Annotated in this window: 19 protein-coding genes; 14 read left to right on the top strand and 5 right to left on the bottom strand. The window is 31.0% G+C overall.

Features of this window, described 5'->3' with window-relative positions; genetic code table 11:
• Positions 1-2 precede the first annotated feature (2 nt).
• Genes ACTTBL_RS06085 through ACTTBL_RS06065 form a run of 5 tightly spaced genes read left to right on the top strand, consistent with a single transcriptional unit; the run spans position 3 to position 6257 of the window.
• Positions 3-422 (top strand): hypothetical protein, encoded by a 420-nt coding sequence (locus ACTTBL_RS06085; RefSeq protein WP_440644044.1) that lies wholly within the window; start codon positions 3-5, stop codon positions 420-422.
• A 57-nt stretch (positions 423-479) separates the two neighbouring features.
• Positions 480-2912: a GcvT family protein gene (locus ACTTBL_RS06080; RefSeq protein ID WP_440644043.1), complete on the top strand. Its 2433-nt coding sequence runs from the start codon at positions 480-482 to the stop codon at positions 2910-2912.
• Positions 2912-3661: an electron transfer flavoprotein subunit beta/FixA family protein gene (locus ACTTBL_RS06075; RefSeq protein ID WP_440644042.1), complete on the top strand. Its 750-nt coding sequence runs from the start codon at positions 2912-2914 to the stop codon at positions 3659-3661. The genes ACTTBL_RS06080 and ACTTBL_RS06075 overlap by 1 nt, the downstream gene beginning before the upstream one ends.
• Entirely contained in the window at positions 3661-4614 is a 954-nt protein-coding gene (locus tag ACTTBL_RS06070) for an electron transfer flavoprotein subunit alpha/FixB family protein (protein ID WP_440644041.1), read from the top strand. The genes ACTTBL_RS06075 and ACTTBL_RS06070 overlap by 1 nt, the downstream gene beginning before the upstream one ends.
• A 23-nt stretch (positions 4615-4637) precedes the next feature.
• Positions 4638-6257, top strand: a complete 1620-nt coding sequence (locus tag ACTTBL_RS06065) for an electron transfer flavoprotein-ubiquinone oxidoreductase (RefSeq protein WP_440644040.1) — start codon at positions 4638-4640, stop codon at positions 6255-6257.
• Here the strand turns inward: ACTTBL_RS06065 and ACTTBL_RS06060 are convergent, their stop codons facing one another.
• Genes ACTTBL_RS06060 through hisI form a run of 3 tightly spaced genes read right to left on the bottom strand, consistent with a single transcriptional unit; the run spans position 6258 to position 7781 of the window.
• Entirely contained in the window at positions 6258-6635 is a 378-nt protein-coding gene (locus tag ACTTBL_RS06060) for a DUF2237 family protein (protein WP_440644039.1), read from the bottom strand. It abuts the gene before it with no gap.
• A 5-nt stretch (positions 6636-6640) separates the two neighbouring features.
• Entirely contained in the window at positions 6641-7264 is a 624-nt protein-coding gene (locus ACTTBL_RS06055) for a putative 2OG-Fe(II) oxygenase (protein WP_440644038.1), read from the bottom strand.
• A 49-nt stretch (positions 7265-7313) separates the two neighbouring features.
• Positions 7314-7781 (bottom strand): phosphoribosyl-AMP cyclohydrolase, encoded by a 468-nt coding sequence (gene hisI, locus ACTTBL_RS06050; RefSeq protein ID WP_440644037.1) that lies wholly within the window; start codon positions 7779-7781, stop codon positions 7314-7316.
• A gap of 77 nt (positions 7782-7858) precedes the next feature.
• On the opposite strand from hisI, the gene folE reads away from it, so the two are divergent.
• From folE to ACTTBL_RS06010, 8 genes are all read left to right on the top strand, one after another.
• Positions 7859-8479 carry a GTP cyclohydrolase I FolE gene (folE, locus tag ACTTBL_RS06045; RefSeq protein ID WP_075484379.1) on the top strand — a complete coding sequence of 207 codons (621 nt, stop codon included), beginning with the start codon at positions 7859-7861 and terminating at the stop codon, positions 8477-8479.
• A 1-nt stretch (position 8480) separates the two neighbouring features.
• On the top strand, positions 8481-9482 hold the full coding sequence (locus ACTTBL_RS06040; RefSeq protein WP_440644036.1) for an MDR family oxidoreductase: 1002 nt from the start codon (positions 8481-8483) through the stop codon (positions 9480-9482).
• Positions 9482-10369, top strand: coding sequence for a LysR family transcriptional regulator (locus tag ACTTBL_RS06035; protein WP_023854113.1), 888 nt, complete (start codon positions 9482-9484; stop codon positions 10367-10369). Before ACTTBL_RS06040 ends, ACTTBL_RS06035 begins: the two co-directional genes overlap by 1 nt.
• Before the next feature lie 124 nt (positions 10370-10493).
• The gene (locus tag ACTTBL_RS06030; protein WP_440644035.1) at positions 10494-11513 is read left to right on the top strand and encodes an extracellular solute-binding protein; all 1020 of its coding nucleotides are present in this window, start codon (positions 10494-10496) and stop codon (positions 11511-11513) included.
• Between the two features lie 71 nt (positions 11514-11584).
• The gene (locus tag ACTTBL_RS06025) at positions 11585-13195 is read left to right on the top strand and encodes an ABC transporter permease (RefSeq protein ID WP_440644034.1); all 1611 of its coding nucleotides are present in this window, start codon (positions 11585-11587) and stop codon (positions 13193-13195) included.
• A gap of 2 nt (positions 13196-13197) precedes the next feature.
• Positions 13198-14256 (top strand): ABC transporter ATP-binding protein, encoded by a 1059-nt coding sequence (locus tag ACTTBL_RS06020; RefSeq protein WP_440644033.1) that lies wholly within the window; start codon positions 13198-13200, stop codon positions 14254-14256.
• 12 nt (positions 14257-14268) lie between these two features.
• Positions 14269-14955: an AzlC family ABC transporter permease gene (locus ACTTBL_RS06015; RefSeq protein WP_440644032.1), complete on the top strand. Its 687-nt coding sequence runs from the start codon at positions 14269-14271 to the stop codon at positions 14953-14955.
• Between the two features lies 1 nt (position 14956).
• The gene (locus tag ACTTBL_RS06010; RefSeq protein ID WP_440644031.1) at positions 14957-15274 is read left to right on the top strand and encodes an AzlD domain-containing protein; all 318 of its coding nucleotides are present in this window, start codon (positions 14957-14959) and stop codon (positions 15272-15274) included.
• Here ACTTBL_RS06010 and ACTTBL_RS06005 read toward each other — a convergent pair.
• Positions 15267-15950, bottom strand: coding sequence for an MBL fold metallo-hydrolase (locus ACTTBL_RS06005; RefSeq protein ID WP_440644030.1), 684 nt, complete (start codon positions 15948-15950; stop codon positions 15267-15269). The two genes, ACTTBL_RS06010 and ACTTBL_RS06005, sit on opposite strands and share 8 nt — an antisense overlap.
• A gap of 22 nt (positions 15951-15972) precedes the next feature.
• Here ACTTBL_RS06005 and ACTTBL_RS06000 point away from each other — a divergent pair, with 22 nt between their 5' ends.
• The gene (locus ACTTBL_RS06000; RefSeq protein WP_440644029.1) at positions 15973-16410 is read left to right on the top strand and encodes a DUF4396 domain-containing protein; all 438 of its coding nucleotides are present in this window, start codon (positions 15973-15975) and stop codon (positions 16408-16410) included.
• Here the strand turns inward: ACTTBL_RS06000 and ACTTBL_RS05995 are convergent.
• On the bottom strand, positions 16397-16956 hold a 560-nt coding region (locus ACTTBL_RS05995; RefSeq protein ID WP_440644028.1), incomplete at its 5' end, for an MATE family efflux transporter. The two genes, ACTTBL_RS06000 and ACTTBL_RS05995, sit on opposite strands and share 14 nt — an antisense overlap.

Raw genomic sequence — 16956 nt, 5'->3', positions numbered from 1 at the left:
TCATTTCATTTTCGCAAGCCGAATTATTAAATCCTAACAGCAATATAAGCCCTAAAGAAGTTGTAAAAATTCAATTGAGTGGGCTTCAACAAAATGATCTTGAATATAAAGATAGTGGTATTGAACAAACTTGGAAATTTGCTCATCCAAATAATAAAAGAGTAACAGGCCCATTGAGCAACTTTAAGATGATGATAAAAAGTGCCTCTTATGGAATGATGATTAATCACTTAAGTCACACAATCACCGAACTTGGAAGTAGTGACAAATGGGCTCAATTTGAAGTAATCATTCTTGATAAAGATAAGATTTATCATAAATTTAATTGGCAAGTTGAAAAGTACACACTAGAGGGAAGTTTAAAAGATTGCTGGCTAACTACAATGGTATCTAGCCCGATCCCTCTTGGAAGCTCAATTTGATTATCCACAGATACATTTTTGTTTCGTAACAATTAAAAATTTAGTAGGAATCGCAGAATGAAAACAAAAACTAAAGTTGTAGTAGTTGGCGGCGGTGTTGTAGGAGTTAGTGCTCTTTATCATTTAGCAAAAAAAGGTTGGTCAGATGTTGTTCTTATTGAAAGAAAAGAATTAACTTCAGGATCTACTTGGCATGCTGCAGGATTATTGCCTTTGTTCAACATGAGTTATTCAGTAGGACAACTTCATAAGTATGCAGTTAATCTTTATAAAACACTTGAAGAAGAAACTGGAAAAAATGTTGGCTTTAGTGTTGTTTCAAATATTCGTTTAGCAAGTACAAAAGATAGAATGGATGAGTACCATCAATATGCAGGGGTTGCTCGAACTATTGGAGTAGACGTAAAATTTTTAACACCACAACAAGTTAAAGAAATTTGGCCTTTGTGTCATACAGACGATCTAGTTGGTGCAATACAACACCCAGAAGATGGATATATTCAACCAGCAGATTTAACACAAGCTCTTGCAACAGGTGCAAGAAATAGAGGAGCTGAAATTTATAGAAACACAACTGTTTTATCGATGAGACAAACTAAAGATGGATGGGTTGTAGAAACAGATAAGGGAACAATAGAATGTGAACATGTTATTTCTTGCTCAGGAAATTTTGCACGACAAACAGGTGAAATGGTTGGATTAGATATTCCAGTAATACCTGTTGAACATCAATACATTGTTACAGAACCTCACCCTGCAATCCAACAAAGAAAAAAAGATGGATTACCAGAAATGGGAGTCTTAAGAGACAGTGATAGCAGATGGTATATGAGAGAAGAAGCTGGAGGATTAATTTTGGGTCCTTATGAAGATGGTGCACCAGCTTGTTATGTAGAAGGACCATCAAAAGATTCTGAGTATGAATTATTTCAAGAAGACTTAGATAGGTTAGCTCCACATATAGAAGGAGCAATTCATAGAGTTCCTGCGTTCGGTGAAGTTGGAGTAAAGAAAGTTTATAACGGAGCAATTTGTTATACTCCTGATGGAAATCCAATTGTTGGTCCTGCTTGGGGACTTAAAAATTTTTGGATAAATGAAGGACATAGTTTTGGAATTACAGCAGCAGGTGGTGCAGGCTGGCAATTAGCAGAGTGGATCGTTGATGGTGAACCTACAATAGATATGCTAGGAGTTGAACCAAGACGTTATGGAAACTATGCAACTAAATCTTACTTGAAAGCAAAAAATGAAGAAGCGTATAGCCATGTATTTATTGTTCACTATCCGGATGAAGAAAGACCAGCAGCGAGACCATTAAGAACAGCCCCTTGTTATGAAAGAATGAAAAATTTAGGAGCAGTTTTTGGTCAGAAATTTGGTTGGGAAAGACCTAATTTTTTTGCAACTGATGGAATGGAGCAAAAAGATGATTGGTCATTTAGAAGATCAAAATGGTTTGATGCAATTAAAAAAGAATGTCAAAATGTAAAAGAAAATGTGGGTCTTTTAGATATGACTGCGTTTGCAAAATGTAGAATTAGGGGACCCAAAGCAGAGGAATTTTTAGATTATTTAGTTGCAAATAAACTTCCAAAAAAAATTGGAAGAATAAATTTATGTCATGCTTTGAACACTAAAGGTGGAGTGCATTCAGAATTTACCATAATGAAAGAAGCAGAAAATAGTTATTATCTAGTTTCTGCTGGAGCAAATTTAAGATTGGACCATGATTGGATCCAAAAATGGATGCCAGATGATGGATCTGTTATTTTTGAAGATTTAACTAACAGTACAGGAGTTTTGGTTGTTGCTGGTCCAAAAGCAAGACAATTAATGCAAAAGGTTTCAACAGATGATTTTTCAAATGAAAATTTCAAATGGTTAACTGCAAAAAATGTAAATGTTGGATACGCTCCAGTAAATGCAATGCGAGTAAACTTTGTGGGTGAGCTTGGCTGGGAACTACATCATCCAATTGAATATCAAAACCATATTTTTGATAAATTAATGGAAGCGGGTAAAGATTTAGGAATTAAGCCTTTTGGAATTAGAGCAATGAATAGTCTAAGAGTTGAAAAATCTTACAAATTAGTTGGCACAGAATTATCAATTGAATATTCACCATATGAGTCTGGTCTGGATAGATTTATTCACCCAAACAAAGGTAACTTTATTGGTTTAGAAGCCCTTAATAAATGGAGAGAAAAAGGTTTTGATAATAAATTAGTTACTTTAGAGGTTCATAATACTTATGATGCTGATGTATTAGGGAATAATCCTATTTTTAAAGATGGAAAAGTTGTTGGAAGAGCAACTGGAGGTGAATTTGGATTTAGATTAGATAAATCAATAGCCCTTGCAATGGTTAAGCCAGATTGTTCAAATGTGGGCGACAAATTACAAGTTGATATATTGGGTGAAATGTATGACGCTACAGTCTTAGATGAGAGTCCTTACGATTCAGAAAATAATTTATTGAGAGCTTAATGAAAATTTTAGTAGCTGTAAAAAGGGTTATTGATTACAACGTTCAAATAAGAGTTAAAGAAGATGGAACTGGTGTAGTTACTGACAATGTTAAAATGTCAACCAATCCTCCTGATGACAATGCGATAGAGGAAGCTGTAAAAATTAAAGAAGCAGGTAAAGCTACAGAAGTAGTTGCTGTAACCGTGGGGGAAGAAAAAGCTCAAGAAACAGTTAGGAAAGCTTTAGCGGTTGGTGCGGACAGAGGTATTCATGTGAAAGTCGATGGAATTTTAGAACCACTCGCTGTTTCAAAAATTTTACAAAAAATAGTTGATAAAGAAAAACCAGATTTAGTATTTATGGGTAAACAAGCAATAGACGATGATTGCAATCAAACAGGCCAAATGTTAAGTGCTTTATTAAATTGGCCACAAGCAACATTTGCTTCAAAGATTGATTTAAAAGATAATAAATTAGAAGTAACCAGAGAAATAGACGAAGGTCTCGAAACAATTGAAATAAATGTTCCAGCTATTGTAACTTGCGATCTTAGACTGAATGAACCAAGATATGCATCACTACCAAATATAATGAAAGCTAAGAAAAAACCTATAGAAGAAATTGTAGCTTCTGATTTAGGTGTAGATGTATCACCAAGATTAGAGCAATTAAAAGTAGAGGAACCTCCAAAAAGAAAAGCAGGTATAAAAGTTGCAAATGTTGCTGAATTAGTTCAAAAATTAAAGAATGAGGCGAAGGTAATTTAATGGCAGTTTTACTTATAGCAGAGCACAATAATAAAGAGTTAAGACCATTTACTCTTAATGCAGCTACAGCAGCATCTCAAATTGATACAGATGTTCATGCCGTAATTATTGGTCAAAACTCTGCAGATGCTGCAAAACAATTATCTGAACTTCCGGTGGTTAAAAAAGTATTGAGTGTAGAGGGAGCTCACTATGAAAACTTCACGGCAGAAAATTTTGCTCCAGTGGTTGTTAAACTTGCAGAAAATTATTCTCACATTATTTGTTCAGCGAATACATTTGGTAAAAATTTGATGCCACGAATTGCTGCTCATCTTGATACATCGCAAGTAAGTGACATTATTAAAGTAATATCAGCAGATACTTTTTTAAGACCAATTTATGCAGGCAATGCTTTTGCAACAATTAAGAGTAATGATGCTAAAAAGTGTGTAACTATCAGACCTACTTCTTTCGATCCTTGTGAGAGTACAGGTGGATCAGCTCCAATTGAAAAAGTAGATGCTAGTGAAGAGTTTTCAAATACTAAATTTATCAAAAGAGAAGAAATTAAATCTGATCGACCTGAACTTGGAACAGCAAGAATTGTTGTATCAGGTGGCAGAGGAATGCAAAGTGGGGACAATTTTAAATTGATTACAGAAATTGCTGACAAACTAGGCGCAGCAATTGGAGCATCAAGAGCGGCAGTAGACGCTGGTTACATAAGTAATGATCATCAAGTAGGTCAAACAGGAAAAGTGGTAGTACCAGATCTATATATCGCTGTTGGAATTTCAGGTGCTATTCAGCATTTAGCAGGAATGAAAGAAAGTAAAGTTATAGTTGCAATTAATAAAGATGGTGAAGCGCCAATCTTTAGTGTTGCAGATTATGGACTTGAAGCTGATTTATTTGAGGCACTACCTCAGCTTATGGAGGAGCTGAATAAATTAAACACTATACAAAAATAATCCTTACAGTTAAAAACTAGAGTATGTCTAGAGAATCAATGGAATATGATGTTGTAATCATTGGTGGAGGACCATCGGGATTATCAACCGCAATAAAGTTAAAACAATTAGATCCAAATTTAAATGTTTGTTTATTAGAAAAAGCATCAGAAATTGGAGCTCACATTTTAAGTGGAAATGTATTTGAAACTAGAGCACTAGATGAATTATTACCAAATTGGAGAGACTTAAATTCTCCAATAAAAACAAAAGTAACTAAAGAAAAATTTTTATTTTTAGGAAAAACCAAATCTTTAAGTTGGCCAACTTGGCTACTACCTGCAGTACAACAAAATCATAAAAATTATATTATCAGTTTAGCAAATCTATGTAGATGGCTTGCTGAACAAGCTGAGAATTTAGGTGTAGAAATCTTTCCAGGATTTCCAGCAAGTGAAATTTTATACAACGAAGATGGATCTGTTAAAGGTGTTGCAACTCAAGATATGGGTATAGATAAAGATGGTAATAAAAAAGACAGTTTTGAACCAGGTATTGAGCTTTTAGGTAAAGTAACTGTTTTTGCAGAAGGGTGCAGAGGTCATTTAGGAAAACAATTGATTGAAAAATTTGAATTAAATAAAGGTAAAGATCCTCAACAATACGGAATTGGTTTTAAAGAAATTTGGGAAATAGAGGATATAAATCATGAAGAAGGCTTAGTTATGCATACAGCTGGATGGCCATTAGATAACAATACATATGGTGGTAGTTTTATGTATCACGCAGAAAATAAACAAGTTTTTCTTGGTTACGTAATAGGTTTAGATTACAAAAATCCTCACCTCTCTCCTTATGATGAATTTCAGAAATTTAAAACTCATCCAGCAATAAAAAAAATAATAGAAGGAGGAAAAAGAATTTCTTATGGTGCAAGAGCTTTAATTGAAGGTGGGTTTCAAAGCTTACCAAAAATGTATATGCCTGGAGCTTTACTAGTTGGTTGTGATGCTGGAACTTTAAATATGCCAAAAATTAAAGGCTCTCATACAGCAATGAAAAGTGGAATAATTGCAGCTGAAACTATTAATGAACATTTAAAAGAAAACAAAGATTTATCTATTTATGAAAATAAATTTAAAAATAGCTGGTTACATAAAGAGCTTTATGAAGCCCGAAATGTAAAACCTAGTTTTAGTTGGGGGCTAATATTAGGAATTATATTTACAGGTATTGATCAAATTTTATTTAGAGGCAAACTTCCTTTTACTCTAAAACACAAACATGCTGATCATGAAACCTTAAAGCCTGCAAATCAAATGCCAAAAATAGATTATCCAAAATATGATAATATTATAACTTTTGACAAAACTAGCTCAGTATATCTCACAGGAACTAATCACGCAGATAATCAGCCTGTTCATTTGAAGCTTAAAGACCCTGATTTACCAATCAATTATACGTTAGAAAAATTTGATGAACCTGCTCAAAGATATTGTCCTGCTGGAGTATATGAGGTTCAAAAAGAAAATGATGTAAATAAATTTGTAATTAATTCTCAAAATTGTATTCATTGTAAAACATGTGATATTAAAGAACCCTCTCAAAATATTACTTGGGTTACACCAGAAGGTAGTGGTGGTCCAAGATATGGAAATATGTAATTAAGATAAATCTATTGCAAACTTTTTTAACGTTTCAATAGGAAGATGTTTTAGAGTATTTTTATGAGTTCTTTTTAGAAATATTGGACACCCTTTACCTGCTTCAACAGCCTTAGCGTACCAACTAGCACACACACACCAACCATCCCCATCTTTTAATCCTGGAAATCCAAATTCTGGATGTGGAGTAATCAAATCATTTCCTGCTTCTTTTAACCATTCCAAAAACTCAGTTGTTACTTTTGCACAAACTGTATGAACACCATGATCATTTTCATCAGTATTGCAACAACCATCACGAAACCAACCTGTTAAAGGATTATTTGAACACTCTTCCAAATCTTCTCCAAGAACATTTTTTTGTTTATTTTCTTGCATACTAATTATCCGTAAACATTATAAATTTCTTGATCAATATTTGCATTGAAAGAAATTGATCTTCTTTCTCCCGGGCCATAAAAAGGAAAAACTGTATGCATCATATAGTTTGGAAAAAAATAAAAATCACCTTCTTTTGGTTTTACATTAAACATTGATGATGAGTTAAACATACGATTGCCATGTATTAATGAAAGATGACCATTTAAATTGCTTTTTTTATTAGACTGAACAGTTTCACCAAAATTTTCAGGCAATTTTAAGTAACCAACACCTGAGACATGACCATTATGAAAATGAATTGGATTGTATTCATTTTCAAATTGCCTAACTACCCAGCTAGATAAAATATTAAATTTAGTGACGTTTTTGTTTTCACTGATCTCAATCCATTTTTTTACACCTTTAAATAAAAGGTCGTGAAATCCTGATGATCTAAGAAGATCTTCCTCAATTCTAAATTCCTGTTTAACATTCCCAGCTAAATTTGCCCCATGATCTAATTCACTAGATTTATTTTTATCAATTATAATTTGATCAATATAGTTATTAAGAGTGCTAATTATTTCTTTAGGAATTTCTATTTTTGATATTGACGGTCCAAAAGGTCTTAATATTTGAATTTTCATTTCAATAATTAATATACATTTTAATCAGCAATAGAGAATTAATTTTTGTCTAAATTTTTGTTGGATTTGGTTGACCTTTATAAACTTCTTCGGGATCAAATTTTTTTTCCTTTTCAAGAAATTCCATTTCAATTTTTCTTCCGTTTTCTATTGGTCCCATAGGAATAGATCTATAAAAACATGATCTATAACCAACATGACAACTAGCTCCATCACCGATATCAACTGTTAACCATATTGAGTCTTGATCATCATCAATTCTTATTTCAGAAACCTTTTGTGTAAAACCACTTGTTTTACCTTTGTGCCAGATAGCTTTTCTCGATCTACTAAAATAGTGAGCCTCTTTAGTTTCAATTGTTTTTTTAAGAGCTTCTACATTCATATATCCATGCATTAAAATATCTTTAGTTTTTGAGCACATAGTAATAACTGGAATCAACCCATCATTATCAAATTTGGGTGAAAGAAGATTTCCCTCTTCAATATCGTAGATATTTTCTCTTTTTTTGAACATATGCGGTGATTATGTAGCACATATATGAATATATTAAATATTTTTAAATTGAGGTAATTACTGTATAAAAAAGCGCTATGAAATTAGTAAAAGACACAGATGACAAAAGTTTAGATACAAAGCAGGTTTCAGACAAAGAAGCTGAAGACGCTTTTAGAACTATCCTTTCTTGGATGGGTGAAGATCCAAGTAGAGAAGGTTTATTAGAAACTCCTAAGAGAGTGGTAAAAGCTTTTAAAGAATATTTCAAAGGTTACAAAGAAGATCCAAATAAAATCTTAGACAAAACTTTTGGTGATGTTGAAGGTTATGATGACATGGTTGTTCAAAAGAATATTTCAGTACAAAGTCATTGTGAACATCATATGGCTCCAATTATTGGAAAAGCGCACGTAGCTTACATTCCAAAAGAAAGAGTTGTAGGATTAAGTAAGTTAGCAAGAGTAGTTGAAGTTTTCTCAAAAAGATTACAAACACAAGAGAGACTTACAATGCAGATAGCAAACACTTTAATGGAATCATTAGATGCCAAAGGAGTTGCGGTAACTATTGATTCAACTCATCAGTGTATGACAATGAGAGGTATTAAAAAAGAACAAGCAACCACAGTTACAAATTACTACCTAGGCCAATTCAAAGAAGATTTAAGTTATCAAAATAGATATTTACGATTTATCAGCACTAAGTTAAAAGACTAAGGTGTCCGATCAATTCAAAGCAATAGTCCTTAACCAAGAAGGCGAAAACTTTTCGCGTGAAGTAAAATCTTTAGATAAAAGTTTCTTAAAACATGGTGATGTAACTGTAAAAGTAGATTATTCAGATTTAAACTTTAAAGATGGAATGATTCTAAAGAATGGAGGAAGATTAGTTAAAGAATATCCTCATATACCAGGAATAGATTTTTCAGGAAAGGTTATTGGAAGTGATAATCCTAAATTTAAAGAAGGTGATGAAGTAATTCTTACTGGTTTTAGAGTGGGAGAAGTTTTTTTTGGAGGGTTTTCACAAATTGCAAAAGTAAGTGGAGATTTTTTAGTAAAAAAACCAGATAGTTTAACCAGCAAACAAGCAATGATCTTAGGAACAGCAGGTTTAACATCTTTAATGAGTGCTTTTGCTATTCAAGCAAGAGAAAGTATTTTATTAGGAGAAAAAGTTACTGATGTTTTGGTAACTGGCGCTACAGGTGGAGTTGGTAGTTTAGCAGTTATGGCTTTAACTAAATTAGGTTACAACGTTACTGCAGTAACAGGAAAAGATTCTAAGTCAGATTATTTAAAATCATTAGGTGCTAAAAACATTATAAATAGGGCACAATTTGATAAAGATCCAAGACCAATAGATAAAGGTTTATGGGATGGAGTAGTTGACACTGTAGGTGGAAAAATTTTAGCAAACGCAATAGCTCAAACAAAATCAAATGGAATTATAGCAGTTTGTGGAAATGCAAATAGTAATGAGCTTAACACAAATTTACTTCCATTTATGTTAAGAGGTATTAAAGTTTGGGGAATGGACTCTGCTAATTGCACTATAAAGAGAAGAGAATTTATTTGGGGAGAAGCATCTAAATTAATTGATTTTGATTTAATTGAAAAATCAGTTTTAACTGTTAGCTTAGAGGAATTAGTTGAAACTTATCCAAAAATTTTAAAAGGTGAAATTGCTGGAAGAGTATTAGTTGATTTAAATAAATAATGGATTGGGATAAATTAAAAATTTTTCATGCTGTAGCAGAAGCTGGGAGTTTTACAAACGCTACTGTTAACTTAAATCTTAGTCAATCAGCAATTAGCAGACAAATTCAATCATTAGAACAAGATTTAAAAGTACAATTGTTTGAAAGACACGCAAGAGGATTAACACTTACAGAAAATGGTGAATACGTCTTTAAAACAGCCCATGAAGTAATAAGTAAACTAAAAGAAGTTGAAACCTCATTAGGAGACCAAAAAAGTAAGCCAACAGGTAAATTAACAATTACTACTGTTAGAAGTTTTGGAACTCACTGGTTAACACCAAGAATTCAAGAATTTATGCGGCTTAATCCAGAGATTGAAATTGAGCTAGTTTTTGATGATAAAGAATTAGATTTAAGTACTCGACAAGCTGATATTGGAATTTTCATGAGAAGACCAAAACAGCTTAATTATATTCAGAAAAAATTAGTTGATATTAAGTACTATATTTATGGATCAAATAAGTACTTAGAAAAAAATGGAATGCCAAAAACAATAGGTGATTTAAATAAACATAAATTTATTTCTTTTGGAAAAGGTGCACCTTCTCCAGTTTATAATCCAGATTGGGCTTTAAAAATTGGAATGCATGATGGAAAGAAAAGAAAATCAATTATGAAAGTGAATAGCGTTATGGGATTGTTGTTAGCAGTCGAGTCTGGAGTAGGATTAGCTGCACTTCCAGAATACTTGGTATCTAATTCTAATAATGTAATTAAAGTTCTTCCAAAAGTAGAAGGACCAATAACAGAAGCTCACTTTGTGTATCCTCAATCATTAAAAAACACGGCTAGAGTCCAAGCTTTTAGAAACTTCTTATTCAGTAAAATTGGCGACTGGAAATAGAAATCTCCTCCATAAATAATATTAAACGGACCTTGCTTTCTGCGACAATCTATGCGATTGATAATCATTCGCATTGAGAATAATTCTCATTCGCAAATTAATTAGGGTAAAGAATAGGACAATAATGAAAAAAATAAGTTTAATAGGAATATTTTTGGTTTTCTTTGCCAAGTTTAGTTTTGCAAATGAAGTAAACGTTTTTAGCGCAAGACATTATGACTCTGATATTCAGTTGTATCAAAAATTTACTGCAAAGACAGAAATTAAAGTAAACGTAGTATCAGGAAAAGACAAAGCTTTACAAAAAAGAATAAGTGAGGAAGGACAAGACTCAAAGGCAGATTTATATATCACTGCTGATGCTGGAAGATTAGGAGCTTTTGATGCAAAAGGAATGTTTCAAAACTCAATGACACCAATTATTAAAGCTACAGTCCCCTCAAATTTTAGATCTGATAATTGGACAGGTATCGCAAAGAGAGCAAGAATTATTTATTATTCACCAGATAGAGTAAGCTTAAGTGATCTAAGCGGAATGACATATGAAGATTTAGCCAATTCAAAGTGGAAAGGAAAGATTGTTATTAGAAAGTCAAATAATATTTATAATCAATCTCTTGTTGCTTCATTGATAAAAAATAATGGAAAAGAAGAAACATTAAAATGGGCAAAAAAATTAGTTTCGAATTTTGCAAGAAGTCCTAAAGGAAATGATAGAGCTCAAATTTTAGCAGTAGCCGCAGGTGAAGCTGACTTAGCAGTGGCCAATACTTATTATTATGCATTGATGTTATCAGGTCAAAAAGGCAAAGAGCAAAAAGAAGCTGCTTTAAAAGTAATGCCTTTCTTTCCAAATCAAAATGATAGAGGAACTCATATGAATATAAGTGGAGGGGGCATTTTAAAAAATTCTCCTAATCCAGAAAATGCAAAAAAATTATTAGAGTTTCTTTTAACAAAAGAAGCACAACAACATATAGTCAACAACACATTTGAATATCCAATGATTGAAGATGTTGAACCACATGATTTGGTAAAAAAAATGAGGAAAGATTTTAAACAGGATTTAAAAACAAAAGTTGGAGACTATAAAAAAAACCAAGCTGATGCATTAGAAGTAATGTTGCTAGCTGGTTGGAAATAAAAGAGGTTAACACTAAGCACTTTTGGTATAAAGTTAATTACCCTACTTTATATCATTAGTGCTTCGTTAAAATGGGCAATAAATTAAATATATGGTTTTTAAGCTCTTTGCTTATATCAATTGTAGTTGCTATACCGATAGTAACTGTATTTAGTAGTTTTTTCGAACCTACAGGAGAATATTTATTAATAATTAAAAATACTTTTTTATTTGAATATATTTTTAATTCGGTAACTCTTCTTATAGGTGTTTTATCAGCTACCTTTATTATTGGGGTAGGATGCGCTTATTTAGTTTCATTTTATAAATTTCCAGGCTCATCATTTTTTAAAGGAGCTTTAATTTTATCATTTGCTGTACCCGCTTATATTTATGCTTATTCATTAACAGCATTCTTTGAAAATTATGGTACAGCATTTTCAATTATGAAAAGTTTGTTTGGTGATGGTGATTATAATAATTATATTCCAAAATTTGATGGGATGTTTGGAGCAATAATTTCAATTTCATTTTCATTATTTGGATATGTTTATGTTTTGACAAGAGCATCATTCCACTACCAATCACAGAATTTACTTGAACTAGGTAAAAACCTTGGTTTTTCAAATAAAAAGACATTTTTAAATATTATTTTACCAGCATCCAGACCAGCAATTGTGGCTGGATTATCCTTGGTAGCTATGGAAACTCTTTCAGATTTTGGTGCCGTTTCTTTTTTTGGAATTTCAACTCTGACAACAGGTATTTATGATGCATGGATAGCTTTTGATGATTTAGCGTTAGCAAATAGAATATCATTTTTTTTATTAATATTTATTTTAGGTTTATTTGTCTTAGAAAATTTTTCTAGAAAAAAAGCTCAATATCATTCACATACTAGAGGTAATTTTAAATCAAAATCTTTAAAAAAATTAACTGGTTGGAAATCATTTTTTGTAATTTTATTTTGTTCAATAATATTTTTTTTAAGCTTTTTATTTCCTGTAACACAAATGCTTTATTGGACATTAATTTTTCCAAAACATTTTATAGACTTAAATATTATTGATTTATTATCAAATACAATAATTTTAGTTTTTATATCAAGCTTTCTTTTAATTTCATTATCTTTCATATCCAATTATGGAAATAGAATTAATAAAAATAAACTTTTAGATATTTTAACTACTTTTTCAATTACTGGTTATGCTATTCCAGGAATAATTTTAGCTATAGCTTTTATATCTTTTGTTTCATGGTTTGATAAAAATATAATTTATTTTTTAGATATTAAACCAATTTTTATTGGATCAATTGCTGGACTTGTAATTGTATATTTTGTTAGATTTTATTCTTTAGCGAATAATGGTCTTAAATCTGGTTATCTTAAAATTAATTACTCAATAGATGAAAGCGCTTATTTGTTAGGATATTCAAAATTAAAAACATTTATAAATATTCATATCCCATATCTAAAAAATTCTGTTTTATTAATTGGTATCTTATTATCAATTGAAATAATTAAGGAACTACCAATTACATTAATTATGAGACCATTTAATTTTGAAACATTTGCTACCCAAGCTTATATATTTGCTTCTCAAGACTTATTAGAAGCTGCCGCAGCACCATCTTTGATACTTATACTTATAGCTAGTGTTTTCATTTTGATCACATCAAGATATATTCTTAAAGACAAATAAATATGAAAAATAATTTTTTAGAAATTGAAAACGTTACTTTTGCAGCAAGTTCAAAAAATAAAGTAAATAATGTTTCTTTTAATATAGAAAATGAAGGTGATATTGTATGTCTTCTAGGACCATCTGGTATTGGAAAAACAACAATTTTAAGAACAATAGCTGGATTAGAAAAAATACATTCAGGAAAAATTATTTTAAAAAATAAAACAATTTCTTCTAAAGAAAATCATGTTGAGCCAGAAGATAGAAATATATCTTTGGCATTTCAAGACAATTCACTTTTTCCACATTATAATGTTTTAGAAAATATTAACTTTGGAGTTGAAAGAAATAGGAAAAAAAAGAAAGGATTGAACCTTAAAGATATAGTGAAATTTCTTCATCTAGAAAATATTCTAGATAAATTTCCTCATGAAATAAGTTCTGGAGAAGCACAAAGAGCATCTTTAGCAAGATCCTTAATGTCAAATCCTGATCTATTACTTTTGGATGAACCATTATCAAATATTGATCAGAGTTTTAAAGAAGAAATACAAGTTAAATTAAAACAAATCTTAAAAGACTTAAAAATTACAACAATTATTGTTACACATGACTCTTACGAAGCTTTTTATTTAGGAACTAAATGTGGAATTATTTTAGATGGTGAGCTCAAACAATTTGATGATCCATATAATGTTTATCATTTCCCAAATTCTGTGGATGTTGTTAATTTCTTAAATAGAGGCATTTTAATTCCTGCAAAAGTTACTGACGAAAACACATTGGAAAATGACGATTTAGGAACAATTAAAGGTAACTTCACCAAACATTATCCAAAAGGTTCTAAGGTACAACTTTTATTACAGCCAGAAGATCTTGAGCATGATGACAAAAGCAATCTAAAGCTAGAAGTAGTGGATCGGAAATTTAGAGGGACAAACTTTATTTACACTCTAAAAACTAATAGCAATTTATTGATACCAGTTTTTGTTCATTCTCATCACGAACATCAACATGAAGCTGACGAAAAGTTTGGAATTAAGAGACCGATTAATATTGATCACATAGTTTGTTTTTAATAAAACAAGCAAATGCTTACCAAAAAACAATTATTTACTCGAGGGATGTTGGATATTTCTCCACATATGCTTTCAGTAATTCCATTTGGAATAATTTGTGGAGCAATCGGGGTTGAACTTGGTTTTGATCCCTATTTAGTTTATGCCATGTCCTTCATAATTTTTGGAGGAGCTTCACAAATAGTTTTTTTACAGTTGTTATCTGGAGGAGCTTCAGGGTTAGTGGCTGCCACATCAGTTGGTGTTATAAATTCAAGACATCTTTTGTATGGTGCAGTTTTATCAGAGTATTTAGAAAAATTATCTTTTATTAAAAAATTACTTATTTCTTATGTAATTGTAGATCAGGGATTTGCTGAGTCTAATAAATTTTTTAAAAAAAATAAAACAGAAGAATATTTACATTATCACTTAATTGGTACCGGTTGCACAATGTGGGTGTGTTGGCAAATTGCTACATTATCTGGAATTATATTGGGATCATTTGTACCCGAAGAACTTGGATTGAAATTTGCAATACCACTTACGTTTATAGCTATCGTAATACAAGATCTAAAAAAAATTGATCACTTAATTGTAATGATTGTTTGTGGATTGAGTTCATTATTATTCTATGATGCTCCATTTAGATCTTACATAATTATCTCACCTATACTTGCTTTATTTGTTGCAGCTTTAATTTTGAGGCTAAAAAAATAAAATGACCTGGTTATCAATTATTGTTGCAGGAATATTAACTTACTTAACTAGAATGACGATGGTGGCTTTAGTGAGTAGAGACATGTTGGGAGATAAAATAAAAGCTGTATTGGCTTATGTTCCATCTGCAGTATTTCCAGCAATAATATTTCCAGGCATTTTTATAAACGACTACGGTCAGTTCATTGAAATGGATAACCCTAAAATATTTGCAGCAATAGCCGCTGTTATAGTTGGTTATTTTTCAAAAAATATTATTGCAACAATTTTAGCTGGATTAGTTTCTTATTGGTTTTTAATATTTGTTGTCTTTAATTAGCACCTAACTTAATATTTCTACTTACATTAATATCTATTAATTCTGGTTTTGCTAAATTAAGATTTGACATAAGTTCTACATACTCATCAACATTTTTAACCTGCAATCTTGGATTAAATTTTTTTTCATTACCAATTGTACTAGATTCTTTGCCATTATAATCATGACCAGGATACAAAATGGTATCCTCAGGTAATTTTAACAATCTATTAAAAATAGAATTATAAGCATCTTTTGAACTACCATTTTGAAAATCTGTCCTACCAGTGCCATTAATTAAAAGAGTATCTCCTGAAAACAAATTGTTATCCATTAAGAAACTATAGCTGTCAGAAGTATGACCAGGTGTATACATAGCTTTGATTTCTATTTGATCAATTTTTATTATTTCATCATCTTTTACTTTAATTTCGACAGCATCAGCAGGGGTATGTTCCCCCATTAGTGTAGAACAATTTGTTGCTTGCTTTAGTTTACTTGCACCAGTTACATGATCAGCATGAATATGGGTATCTATTACTTTAACTAATTTTAAATCTAATTCTTGAAGTAACTTAATGTAGCTTTCAACATTCTCAATTACTGGATCAATTATGACTGCCTCGCGACCTTTTGCCGACGCAATTAAATAAGTATAAGTTGATGATTTATTATCGAAAACTTGTCTAAAAATCATTTATCATTAATATCAAATAATAATGAATACCTCCACATTTCATTGGTCTTGTAGACATACCTGGAAAAGAAGTGCAAAAAATACAGCCTGGTGTGTGCTTGGTTGTGCGATTGGAGACTTTGGAACAATATTATTTTTTCAATTAACTCAAATTCCTTTTCCAGTTTTAGGAATAATGATTTTAGCAATCATCAACGGATTGATTACAAGTATTATTTTAGAAACAATAATTTTAATGACACAAAATTTTAATTTTGTTAACGCCTTCAAAACTGCTTGTGGAATGAGTTTAATTTCAATGATTAGTATGGAAATTATGATGAATTTAACTGACTTTGTTTTAACTGGTGGTGCAATTTTAACATGGTGGGTGGTGCCAATAATGCTGATAGTAGGTTTTTTAACTCCTTGGCCCTATAATTATTGGAGACTTAAAAAATATGGGATTAACTGTCACTAAATTTTAAATAAATTCTATTTAAATAATAATATAAGGATAAAGCACGTAAAATCATAAAGAGAGTTAGTGATATCCAGACACCATTATTTGAAAAATAGTTTGTCATGATTAAAGAAATTACTAGATACATGGAAACCGAAAAAAACATTGCATTTCTAATTTCTTTTGTTTGAGAAGCTCCAATAAAAATCCCATCAAATTGATAACAAAATGAAGCAAAAAAAGGGAGCATTATCATCCATATTGAATAATCTAAACTAAGTGATCTTACCAAATTAATATCTGACATCATATAGATTACATTTTTATGTATGAAATAATACAATATTGAAATCCCTAAGCCTGTTAGTGAACTTAAGATGAAGGAATTTTTTACAATCTCACTGAATAAAGTTTTATTTTTTTTTCCTATAGAAAATCCAATTATTCCTTCTGTAGAAAATGCGTAAGCATCTAAAATAAACGCAGATAAAAAAACAAGGTTTATCAAAATTGCATTTGCAGCAATATATTCTTCCCCAATTTTCGAACCAAGGTAGGTAAACC

The sequence above is a fragment of the Candidatus Pelagibacter sp. HIMB123 genome (genome assembly GCF_052048195.1).
GTDB lineage: Bacteria > Pseudomonadota > Alphaproteobacteria > Pelagibacterales > Pelagibacteraceae > Pelagibacter.
The sequence above is the reverse complement of the archived record's forward strand: the minus strand, read 5'-3'. Positions and strand labels throughout refer to the sequence as shown.

Coding starts and splice junctions, on each gene's coding strand:
- hisI (WP_440644037.1), bottom strand. CDS start 7,781: ATGTTCAAAAAAAGAGAAAATATCTACGATATTGAAGAGGGAAATCTT.
- ACTTBL_RS06015 (WP_440644032.1), top strand. CDS start 14,269: ATGCTTACCAAAAAACAATTATTTACTCGAGGGATGTTGGATATTTCT.
- ACTTBL_RS06000 (WP_440644029.1), top strand. CDS start 15,973: ATGAATACCTCCACATTTCATTGGTCTTGTAGACATACCTGGAAAAGA.
- ACTTBL_RS06020 (WP_440644033.1), top strand. CDS start 13,198: ATGAAAAATAATTTTTTAGAAATTGAAAACGTTACTTTTGCAGCAAGT.
- folE (WP_075484379.1), top strand. CDS start 7,859: ATGAAATTAGTAAAAGACACAGATGACAAAAGTTTAGATACAAAGCAG.
- ACTTBL_RS06030 (WP_440644035.1), top strand. CDS start 10,494: ATGAAAAAAATAAGTTTAATAGGAATATTTTTGGTTTTCTTTGCCAAG.
- ACTTBL_RS06070 (WP_440644041.1), top strand. CDS start 3,661: ATGGCAGTTTTACTTATAGCAGAGCACAATAATAAAGAGTTAAGACCA.
- ACTTBL_RS06075 (WP_440644042.1), top strand. CDS start 2,912: ATGAAAATTTTAGTAGCTGTAAAAAGGGTTATTGATTACAACGTTCAA.
- ACTTBL_RS06025 (WP_440644034.1), top strand. CDS start 11,585: ATGGGCAATAAATTAAATATATGGTTTTTAAGCTCTTTGCTTATATCA.
- ACTTBL_RS06035 (WP_023854113.1), top strand. CDS start 9,482: ATGGATTGGGATAAATTAAAAATTTTTCATGCTGTAGCAGAAGCTGGG.
- ACTTBL_RS06010 (WP_440644031.1), top strand. CDS start 14,957: ATGACCTGGTTATCAATTATTGTTGCAGGAATATTAACTTACTTAACT.
- ACTTBL_RS06080 (WP_440644043.1), top strand. CDS start 480: ATGAAAACAAAAACTAAAGTTGTAGTAGTTGGCGGCGGTGTTGTAGGA.
- ACTTBL_RS06005 (WP_440644030.1), bottom strand. CDS start 15,950: ATGATTTTTAGACAAGTTTTCGATAATAAATCATCAACTTATACTTAT.
- ACTTBL_RS06055 (WP_440644038.1), bottom strand. CDS start 7,264: ATGAAAATTCAAATATTAAGACCTTTTGGACCGTCAATATCAAAAATA.
- ACTTBL_RS06060 (WP_440644039.1), bottom strand. CDS start 6,635: ATGCAAGAAAATAAACAAAAAAATGTTCTTGGAGAAGATTTGGAAGAG.
- ACTTBL_RS06065 (WP_440644040.1), top strand. CDS start 4,638: ATGTCTAGAGAATCAATGGAATATGATGTTGTAATCATTGGTGGAGGA.